This window comes from Fluviicola sp. (genome assembly GCF_030151805.1).
Lineage (GTDB): Bacteria > Bacteroidota > Bacteroidia > Flavobacteriales_D > Crocinitomicaceae > Fluviicola.
The window spans coordinates 1-7,566 of sequence record NZ_JASLCN010000364.1; the positions used below are offsets into that span (position 1 = coordinate 1).

Annotated in this window: 7 protein-coding genes; 2 read left to right on the top strand and 5 right to left on the bottom strand. The window is 42.3% G+C overall.

Translation table 11 applies throughout. The features are described 5' to 3' along the window. Window positions 1-566, top strand: a 566-nt coding sequence (locus Q1V93_RS13810; protein ID WP_300665484.1) for a TolC family protein, incomplete at its 5' end; no start/stop codon positions are given. A gap of 8 nt (window positions 567-574) precedes the next feature. Next, window positions 575-1,831: an efflux RND transporter periplasmic adaptor subunit gene (locus Q1V93_RS13815; protein ID WP_300665486.1), complete on the top strand. Its 1,257-nt coding sequence runs from the start codon at window positions 575-577 to the stop codon at window positions 1,829-1,831. Window positions 1,832-1,960: 129 nt separating this feature from the next. On the opposite strand, the gene Q1V93_RS13820 is transcribed toward Q1V93_RS13815, so the two are convergent. From Q1V93_RS13820 to Q1V93_RS13840, 5 genes are all read right to left on the bottom strand, one after another. Beyond that, complete coding sequence (locus Q1V93_RS13820; protein ID WP_300665487.1) at window positions 1,961-4,351, bottom strand: TonB-dependent receptor; 2,391 nt, start codon at window positions 4,349-4,351, stop codon at window positions 1,961-1,963. Between the two features lie 28 nt (window positions 4,352-4,379). After that, window positions 4,380-4,823 carry a PepSY-like domain-containing protein gene (locus Q1V93_RS13825; protein ID WP_300665489.1) on the bottom strand — a complete coding sequence of 148 codons (444 nt, stop codon included), beginning with the start codon at window positions 4,821-4,823 and terminating at the stop codon, window positions 4,380-4,382. Window positions 4,824-5,198: 375 nt separating this feature from the next. Continuing rightward, window positions 5,199-6,476 (bottom strand): HAMP domain-containing sensor histidine kinase, encoded by a 1,278-nt coding sequence (locus Q1V93_RS13830; RefSeq protein WP_300665490.1) that lies wholly within the window; start codon window positions 6,474-6,476, stop codon window positions 5,199-5,201. Beyond that, on the bottom strand, window positions 6,473-7,147 hold the full coding sequence (locus tag Q1V93_RS13835; RefSeq protein WP_300665492.1) for a response regulator transcription factor: 675 nt from the start codon (window positions 7,145-7,147) through the stop codon (window positions 6,473-6,475). Before Q1V93_RS13835 ends, Q1V93_RS13830 begins: the two co-directional genes overlap by 4 nt. A gap of 55 nt (window positions 7,148-7,202) precedes the next feature. Continuing rightward, a partial coding sequence (locus Q1V93_RS13840; RefSeq protein WP_300665493.1) for a helix-turn-helix transcriptional regulator occupies window positions 7,203-7,566 on the bottom strand: 364 nt, incomplete at its 5' end.

Here is a 7,566-nt window from a genome sequence, read left to right on the forward strand (position 1 = left end):
CTGCGGCATTGGAAGAAAATCCCCAGTTTAAGCTTGCTTTGCAGGAAGTGAAGTTGGCAGAAGCGAATCAGAAGCTGGAACGTTCAGCCTTATTTCCGGATTTGAGTGCAGGTTATTTCATCCAATCGTTAACCGGAAACCAGGACATCAACGGTCAGAATGTGTTTTACAACGGAGCACCGCGTTTCCAGGGATTCACATTAGGAGTTTCCATTCCCATTTTTGCAAATTCGGCGGTAGCCAAAAGCAAATCTGCAAAAACAACGATCCTGGCACAACAGGCGAGTGCCGATTACATGAAAGAGCAATTGAAAAATCTGTATTCCAAAGAATTGCAGCAACTGATGACCTTGCAGTCTGCGGTGGAGTTTTATGAAACTTCGGTACTTCCGTCAGCGCGGGTCATTTCGAAAAATGCGTCGAAATCCTATGAGCAGGGAGATATTTCCTATGTGGAATACTTGCAGGGAATTCAGACCGCTCTGGAGAGTCAGATCGCGTATATCAAAGTGCTGAATCAACACAACCAAAGCGTTAGCACGATTCAGTATCTACTAAATAAATAAAAGGAATCATGAAAAAAAGAATCATATATATCATCGGTACAATTTGCCTTCTGGCAATCGTACTTTTCTTCATGCTGCGCCCATCCGGAGAGAGCAGTGCGGCAAAAGCGGAAGAACCTTCCGGACACGCAGAAGGAGGACCAAAGGAAGTTGAATTGAATGAAGCACAATACAAAGCGTCTGAAATTGAATTGGGAACCTTCTCTTTCAAGAACCTCAGTGAAGTGATTCACGCGAACGGTTACACCAAACTTCCTCCTCAAAATCAGGCGGATGTAACTGTTTTGGTAGAAGGAACTGTGAAATCAATTAAGGTTATTGAAGGGGAATTTGTGAAGCAGGGACAAACATTAGCGACTATTGAAAGTTTGGAGTTTACCAAATTGCAACAAGCTTACCTCGAATCAAAAAGCAGTTTGGATTGGTTTTCGGAAGAATACGATCGTCAAAAGACCCTGAGCGCTGAAAATGTCAACGCAAAAAAGATGCTCCAAAAATCAAAATCCGATTACGAAGGAGAAAAAGCCCGCTTCGAATCCTTGAAAAAACAATTGAATATTTTGAATTTGCAGGGAGAAGGCGGAGCAATTTCGATCATGTCAATCAAAGCCCCGATCAGCGGATACATTACCGCAATCAATGTGAAAATCGGAACGACCGCCAAATTGGGAGAACCTTTGTTTAGTATTGTTGACAATACCAAAATGCATGTGGATTTGCTGGTCTACGAAAAGGATTTGCAGAAGGTAAAGCCGGATCAACAAGTGAGATTTACGCTGACGAACCAGGATAACACGGAAATCAGGGGGAAAATATTCAGTATCGGGAAAGCATTTGAGAATGAAACCAAATCAGTTGCCGTTCATGCGGATATCCTGAATGAAAAACAGTTATTGATTCCCGGAATGTACGTGAATGCCTTGATTGATGTAGGAGTGAACAAGGTCAAAGCACTTCCCGAAGCGGCGATTGTTCAGGCAGACGGAAGGGAATTTATTTTCATCCTGGAAAAAATAGAAGCAGAGAAAAGCCACGACGAACAGAGTGGTCACGATCACGAAGATGAGCACGAACATACTGAAAAAGCCGGAAAAGGCTACCATTTTCAACGCATAGAAGTAAAAACCGGAACGAAACAATTGGGATTTGTGCAGGTTACTTTTCTGCAACCCATTCCTCCGGATGCTCAAATCGTATTGAAAGGTGCATATTACATTCAAAGCCACTTACTGAAAAGTGAAGGCGGCGGCGGACATGAACATTAAATGCTGAATCGGTTTTTCCTGTCAGTTCGAGTACCGCAATGTAATGAAGGTGTATCGAGAACGACCGGAAAACTAAAGAAAGTCATGCGTCAATTCGGGCGCGAAGCGTATCGAGAATGACGCATGACTCTAAAACTTATAACTATAACCGATTCTTACGACCTGTGTTTCATAATAGTCGCTGCTTTGGTAGTAAAAACCATCGCCCTGAATCCGTTTTTTGACAACCATCGTGTTCAGCAAATCGGTAGCATTGATGAATACTTCGCCTTTTCCTTTCTGGATGCTCTTTTTCACTCCGAGATCCAATGAGAATCGTGAGTAAATCTTTCCCTGCGGAATAATATCCGGCGCCAGGTAAATAGCGATCAACTGCATATCAACTCCTTTGGAAAAATGAAAGGTGTTGTTCAGCTTGATGTTTCCGGAATAAATGCGTTGTTTGCTTGCGGAAAACGTGTTAACAACCGGGTATTTGTTTTCAACACTGAAGGCATTGATCTGGTTGTAGTAAATAGTTCCGTTCACATTGAAAGTATACCACTTGGCAACCGTGTTGGAATAGGTCATTTCAATTCCGGTGTTGTAACTCCTTCCGGCATTTTGAAAAATGGCGTAAATCAAACTGCTTCCGGGAACAGTGCTTGAAATACGGGTAATGGTTCCGTTGATTTCTTTCCCGTAAAGTGCCGCAAAGAAATATCCTTTTTTCATGCTCGACTTGTAACCCAACTCAATGGAGTTTGTAAACTGCGGACGCAGCCCCGGGTTCCCCACTTTGATAATTTCGGCATCGTCGTATTTCGGGAAAATGCGGATATCCACTTCATTTGGTCTGTCCACACGTCTGTTGTAGAACAAGGAGATTTTGTTCTTTTCATTGAATTTATACGCCAATCTCAAAGTCGGGAAAGGTTGAAAATAGTTGTATCCGCTACTTTTATAAGTGCTGTGATCCGGATTGACGAGGTAATTGATCCGCACATATTCTGCACGCAAACCGATTTCAGCTTCTACTTTTTTCCGGTCGATGATGTAGTTTCCATAAATCGCCGGAATCAATTCCTTGTAATTTGCCCAACCTCCTGCAGTGGTGTCCAGCGGCGAATTCAAGCCCGGATGAAACTGCATATTGGTAGGAATAGTTCTGTTCCGAAGTTTGATCCCTGTTTCCAATCGGCCGTATTTGAGCGGTTTGACATAATCGACATTCAAATCCGCAACCTGTTCATCGGAAAGCAATTTAAAGGAATCATAACCCGTAAAAGTGGGATAGATGTTGTCGAAAAAATACTTTTCATTTTCCCGGTGAAAGGTGTAATTGAACCCGATGTTTAATTGATGTCCTGCTTGCGGGAATTTGTGCAGAAAAGTCGCCGTTCCCATGACGGTTGTTTTGAGTTCATCTTCCAGGAAGCGCCACAAACGAATCCGGTCTGAAGAATCCCGGTTAAAAAAGGGTTCATCTCCGTGATCAAGAATCTTTTCCATTCCGTACAAACCGGAAACAGTGAGGATGTTTTTATCGTTGAAAGCATAATCCATCCCGATCTTGGCATTGGCAAAATGCGTATTCCGGTTTCGCTTCGTTTGCTGGTCGATAATGGTTCCGTCATCGTAATAGCGCGTTACGAATTCATTCTTGTTCAGGGTTTGTGTATACAAATAATCTCCCTGAAAGAAGAGATTGACTTTGTTTTTCCGGTAACTGAGAGAAACCGTCGGATTGATTTTCGGAGTGTATTGATATTGCGGACGAATAGTCGGCAAATTCTCCTTTTTAATCCAAAGAGCACCCAAACCACCGTTCAAACCTACTTTTCCTGAAAAACCTTCCTGTTTGTTCTTTTTGAGGATAATATTGATGATTCCGGCATTTCCGTTCGCATCGTATTTCGAAGACGGGTTATTGATGATCTCAATCCGTTCGATTGCCGAAGCAGGAATATTGTCCAGGCCGTATTGATCGCCGAATCCTGTTAAGGCCGTTTGCTTTCCGTCGATCAGAATCGTGACCTTATCATTGCCACGGAGCTGCACTTTTCCGTCCTGAACCGTGATTCCCGGAAGGTTTTGCATGGCCTGGAGGATGGAACCACCGCTTTGGCTGATATTGTCCTCAACGGAAAAGACTTTTTTGTCCATTTTGTCGCTGACTTCTTCAATCTGACCAACAATCACGACTTCATCGATCGCCTGAACGGTTTCTTCCAGTTCAATAACAGACAGATCCAGGAAATCGGAAAGTGCGCCCACATACAAAGACTTTTTCAAGGTGTTATACCCGAAAGAATGAACAACCAGGACATAATTTCCTTCTTTTACCGGAGACAGGGAAAACCGGCCTTCTTCATCGGTAATGGTTCCAACTACAAGCGTCGAATCTTTTTCCGTTTTCAAAGCAACCTGAACAAAGGGTAAAGCAGTTTTATCCGCTTTACCCTTTATAGTTCCCGAGATGGTGACGTTGCCGCTTTGAGCAAACGCACCCGATGTTGCCATCAGTACAACGATTGCCATCAGGCTTCTATAAAAGAATGCATTCATGTTATTTCCCGATCACGTTGATGAATGAACCGTTACTGTCAAAAAGGAGGTCTTTTTTATTGACTTCAGCTTCATAATTAATGGTTCCGTCGCCAAGTACAATTTTAGCTGCTTCTTTGACTTTCTGCCCTTTGTAATTGGCAGCAAGATAATCAAGAACGGGCTTTGGTAACGCATTGATTTCTATTTCCGTTTCCGTTTCGAGAATTTTCCCGCTGGCATCAATGACTACAGAAGTTTCTGTTTTGTTATTTTCAAAAGAAGCTTCGTAGTTTTTACCTTCTTTTTCCCAGTCAACATCACGGATGTTCGGATAATGTTGCTTGAAAGCATCCCGTACGGTCACCGGAATTTTAGAATCTTTCGACGTTTCTTCATTTTTCTGAGCGGAACTGCAAGCAGCTAATAAAACCACTAATGTTCCGGTTGCAAGGACTTTTTTCATGAGATTTGTTTTGAAGTGATGATACAAACTTCCGAACAGATTCTGAAAACATTTGGAATTTTAGGTCGTGGAAGAAAAAAAGATTGAAAACCCTTGCTGTCACTGGGCTAATAGATGCATGTCTATTTGTAAATTATGTGGTGATTTTCCGACAGTACTGATAGCTGTCGATGTGAGCTTAGTCGAACGATGCACTAATTTTGATGCGACTTAACAGGGGGCATCAAGCGAGACCGGTAGGCGAGCAATAAATTTGTGCATTTGTGGAAAAAAGCTTGCTACCACTGGGCTAATAGATACATGTCTATTTGTAAATGGTCTGCGGAATCCGCATGCTTTTTCTTGAAAACACGAATCTTTGCAGAAAACCAATAGCTAAAACTCAATCACAAACTCATGCCTCTGACCGTTAAAAGCATAAGAAAGCTTCCAGTTGTAGCGCTCACAAATCTCTTTCGAAATGGCAAGCCCGAGCCCGCTATTCGTTGTTTCTTCAGTCGATATCCCAAAGCGGACGAATAATTGATCCGGATTTAATGCACTGCTTCCGCTATTGGAAAAAGTCAGTGTGTTGTTTCCCAGGTTTATTTCAATCACATCGTGCACATTACCATGTCTGATCGCGTTAATCAGCAGGTTATTGATCAAAACTTCCAATAAGGTTTGGTTGCATTTTACGGAATAGGAGATGGTTCTTAATTGAATCCGCATGTCTTTATTCTGAATGTAATCCCCGAGCAGATCGATACTTTCTTCCAGGATATCCCGGATGTTCACAGTTGCTTCTTCCGCAAATTGGTGATTTTCGATTTTGGCTAACAACAACAGGTTTTTATTGATCCGCGAGATCCGCGAAAGATTCGAATTGATTGCCTCAATGGTGGAAGATTGATCCTCCGATAAGTGTTCATCCTGCAGTAAAACATCCATTTTCGACTTCAGAATAGCCAAAGGAGTTTGTAACTCGTGAGACGCATTTTCGATAAATCGTTTCTGCTGATTGAAGGCAGATGCGTTTTTCCGGATGAGTTCACTCAATTCCCTGTTCAGCTCTTCAAACTCCTCGATATCGGATTGCTCCAGGTGAATCTGCTGATCCTTATTCAAATCAAAATTTTTCAGCTGATTCAACGTATGGTAAAATGGCTTCCAGCTTTTGCGGGAAATCCGTTTGTTCAGAAAGACAAACCCGAGAACCAGGAACGCGAAAAACAAAATCGTTACAATAGCGATGGCAATCAGGGTTTCGTCGGCTTCCTCCACATTGGTGGAAATGGTCAGTTGATACGGTTTTCCCTGAACCCGGATCGTGGTGGAAAGAACCCGGAACCGGTCCGTTTCCTTTTCGAACCGGTTGTAGGCAGAAATGGTATAAACACTGTCTTTTTTGATGTTCTTCTCGTCAATGCCAATGAGTTTCGTTCCCGGTTGCAGGCTGTTCCAGATTGCAAGCGTTTGGTTCAGCTCCTGCTCATTGATATGGGTGCTTTGAATTCCCTTTTCCATTCGTTTCCGGATGATGGAATTGTGCTCGTCCAGTTCTTCCAGCCAGATAGCATCCACCACAAAATAGTAAACCGGAATACTGCATACCAAAATGATCAATGCATAGATTGAAAACGATTTGAACGGTTTATCCAGTAATTTACTCATCCTTCCCATTTGTATCCGGTTCCGTAAATCGTTTTCAGGTAATTCTCGCATCCGGCCTCGCTCAGTTTCTTCTTCAGATTTTTAACATGTGCATACACAAAATCGTGGTTGTCAAACATATCGGCAATATCGCCGGAAAGATGTTCAGCAAGCGCGTTTTTCGAAATCACTTTGTTCTTATTTCCTAGGAAAAGTAACAACAAGTCAAACTCCTTTTTGGTAAGCGGAACCAGGTTCGTCCCCGCCATTACCGTTTTGGAAAGCATATCCACAGTGAGTTCATCATGTGTAATAGTATTCGAATTGTCGAATTGCTTTCTCCGGATCACAGAATAAATACGAGCAGACAATTCAGATAAATGAAAGGGTTTTGCCAGGTAATCGTCAGCACCCAATTGCAATCCTTTGATCTTGTCATCCAGCGCATTTTTGGCAGAAATAATGATCACTCCGTCAGCGCGTTTCCCGGATTTTAAGATTTCCAGTACCTGCAAACCATCTCCAAAAGGAATCATTAAGTCCAGGAGAATACAATCGTAGGTATAAGCAGCTATTTTATCGATCGCCTCGTTGTAATTGACGGCGAGTTCACACAGGTAATCCTGGCTGGTTAAATACCCCGTAATATCCTGTGCCAGTTCAAGCTCGTCTTCTATGATTAATACCTTCACGCCATAAAGATACGATTCCAATTCTGAAGAAATTCTGAATTTATTGCTGTAGCTTTCAATTCAAATTCCTATACTCATTGGGAGAAACACCCACTTTTTGTTTGAAAAGCCGGGTAAAATGTTGCGGATATTTAAAGCCCAATCCGTAAGCAATTTCACTGATGGATTTATCGGTGTCGAAAATCCGTTCCTTAGCCACATGAATCACTTTCGTTTGAATGTACTCCTGAGCAGAAATCCCTGTTTCCTTCTTGATCAGATCCCCGAAATAATTAGCAGAAAGGTTAAGCTGTTCTGCAAAATAATGGACCATCGGGAAGCCTATAGTTTTAGGATTATCAGATGCAAAGTAATCATCCACCAGTTTTTCAAATTTCCCGATCACTCCCTGATTGATATGGTCTCTGGTAATGAACTGC

Bases quoted from the DNA above. Each gene is read 5' to 3' on its own strand.
- Q1V93_RS13815 (WP_300665486.1), top strand. From the start codon at position 575: ATGAAAAAAAGAATCATATATATCATCGGTACAATTTGCCTTCTGGCA.
- Q1V93_RS13825 (WP_300665489.1), bottom strand. From the start codon at position 4,823: ATGAAAAAAGTCCTTGCAACCGGAACATTAGTGGTTTTATTAGCTGCT.
- Q1V93_RS13830 (WP_300665490.1), bottom strand. From the start codon at position 6,476: ATGAGTAAATTACTGGATAAACCGTTCAAATCGTTTTCAATCTATGCA.
- Q1V93_RS13820 (WP_300665487.1), bottom strand. From the start codon at position 4,351: ATGGCAATCGTTGTACTGATGGCAACATCGGGTGCGTTTGCTCAAAGC.